General features: G+C 74.7%; 3 protein-coding genes. 1 reads left to right on the forward strand and 2 read right to left on the reverse strand.

From position 1 onward, the window contains the following. The first annotated feature begins 80 nt into the window (after nt 1-80). On the forward strand, nt 81-914 hold the full coding sequence (locus AOK15_RS40505) for a glycosyltransferase family 2 protein (protein WP_079058970.1): 834 nt from the start codon (nt 81-83) through the stop codon (nt 912-914). On the opposite strand, the gene AOK15_RS40510 is transcribed toward AOK15_RS40505, so the two are convergent. Beyond that, nucleotides 911-1,423, reverse strand: a complete 513-nt coding sequence (locus tag AOK15_RS40510; protein WP_157870531.1) for a hypothetical protein — start codon at nt 1,421-1,423, stop codon at nt 911-913. The genes AOK15_RS40505 and AOK15_RS40510 overlap by 4 nt on opposite strands. Before the next feature lie 95 nt (nt 1,424-1,518). Next, nucleotides 1,519-2,182 (reverse strand): TIGR03943 family putative permease subunit (locus AOK15_RS40515; RefSeq protein ID WP_055524175.1); only part of this gene is annotated, 664 nt, incomplete at its 5' end.

A 2,182-nucleotide genomic window follows, 5' to 3' on the forward strand; every position in this document is an offset into this window, starting at 1 on the left:
GGTGCATCCCCCGTCGCCAGCGGCCGGGCGTTGTCATGCGGCCGATCGACGCGACGCCTCGAAGGGTGGTGGGTGCTGCCGTGACCCGGCGCATCGTCGTCGTCACCGCCGTCCACGCCCCCTCGGCCCCCTTCCTCCCCGACGCCTACGCGTCACTGCGCGACCAGCGGTTACCCGGCGGCTGGGAGTGGCACTGGGTCATACAGGAGGACGGCACCTCGGACGCCGTCGCCCCGCACGTCCCCGCCGACACCCGCGTGACCTTCCGCCAGGGGCGGCCCGGCGGCCCCGGGGTCGCCCGCACCATCGCCCTCTCGGAGGCGGACGGTTCCTACGTGAAGGTCCTGGACGCCGACGACCGGCTGACGCCGGGGGTGCTCGCCCGCGATCTGGCCGCCCTCGAAGCCGACCGCACGCTCGGCTGGGCCACCTCACGCGTCCTGGACGTCCTGCCCGACGGCTCCACCCTCGGTTTCCCCGGCGACCCCGAGCACGGCCCGATCGAGCGAGGCGTCGTCCTCGACCACTGGGCCGCCCACGACTTCCTGGCGCCGGTGCACCCCGCGACCCTCTTCGTCCGCCGCGAACTGGCGCTCGCGCTCGGCGGCTGGATGGCCCTGCCCGCCTCCGAGGACACCGGCCTGCTCCTCGCCCTCAACTCCGTGAGCCGCGGCTGGTTCTCCGCCGAGGTCGGCCTCCTCTACCGCAAGTGGGAGGGCCAGGCGACCGGGCAGGCGGCCCACCTCGACAAGGCCGAACGAGCCGCCCGCATGGCGGTGATAGAGGCCCGCGCCCGCGCCCTGGCCACGTTCCGCTGGACCTACCCGGACCGCCTGGACCCGCTCGTCCACAGCCACGGCCACGGCCCACAGCCGGGCGGGGAGCACGGGGGCGGAGACGGCGACGGCTTCTAGGAGCGGCCGGCGCCCGCCACCGTGAGCCAGTGGGCGATCCGGCGGACGGTGGTCTCGTCGAGGCCGTCGACGACGGCCCGGACCGCCGTCACGTCGTCCGGCGCCAGGTCGTAGAGGCCCGCCTTGCCGAGACCGGCCATGAGCACCTGCTGACGTCGGCCGGTCATGCGCTCGGCGAGGGTGCTGGGCTTCGTGGCGGGCGCGTCGGGCGCGTCGGCGGCCCGGTCGGGGTCCCGGAGCGGGGCGGCGTCCGCCGCGAGGGCCGCCGGGTCGCGCTGCTCCCAACCACCGTCACCCGGCCCGCCCTTGGGGCCCCACACCGTCACAGCCGGGTCCTCGCCGCGCGCCCGCAGGGTCTGGGTCATCTCCCCCACCGCGTACAGCACGGGCGAACGGTACGGCGACTGGGCGCCCACCTTCCAGGAGGACGACGAGGGCTCGTAGAACATCGCGACCCAGCGGGGAGGGCCGGGCGGCTGCGGGCTCGGGGTCCGGGGATGTGTCGACACGGCACTCACCTCTCGGGGGTACGGCGTTGTCGGCGACCATAACTGACGGACCGTCAGCTATCCAGAGCCGCGCACACCGCCACGAGGGCCGGATGTCAGCCGTTCCAGGCCTCGTCGTACGGGTCCTGCGGGGCCTTGACCGGGCGGGTGGAGGCGACGGAGAGGTACGGGACGGCCGTGCCGTTGACCGGGTCCTTGGTGCGCTTCGGGGTGTAGGTGCCGGTCACCTCGATCCAACTGTCCGGCTGGAGGACCGGGGGCAGTTCACCGGAGAGGGCGATCTTGACGGGCTGGGCGTCGGCGGCGCAGCAGTTCAGGGCCATACGGACGAGGTACGGGGCGCCGTGGCCGTCGAGGGCGAGGAAGCCGGCGACCTTGATCCGCCGGCCGGCGAGGGCACGGCCCTTGTCGTACACGGCGCGGCCCGCGTAGTCGGCGACGCTCAGCTTCAGCGGGCCTTCGGCGGGGAGCTTCGAGTAGCCCCAGGGCTGCTCCTGCAACGCCGATCCGGTGCGCATCGCGGTGTACGACCCGGCGGCGGGCGGGGCGACCAGCACGAGGGCGAGGAGGGGAAGGACCAGGAGCCAGGCGACACGGGGTTCACGGTGGGCGTGCCGGTCGGGGGCGGGGGCAGGGTCCGGCTCGGCAGCGTGGTCGGGCACGGGAGCCCCGTTCTCCTGCCCGCTTCGGGTCGCCCGGCGTTCGTACCAGACGGTCGCCACCGCCGCCGCCATGAGCACCACGCCGGCGCCGATCAGC

Source organism: Streptomyces ossamyceticus, from assembly GCF_001418475.1.
GTDB lineage: Bacteria > Actinomycetota > Actinomycetes > Streptomycetales > Streptomycetaceae > Streptomyces > Streptomyces ossamyceticus.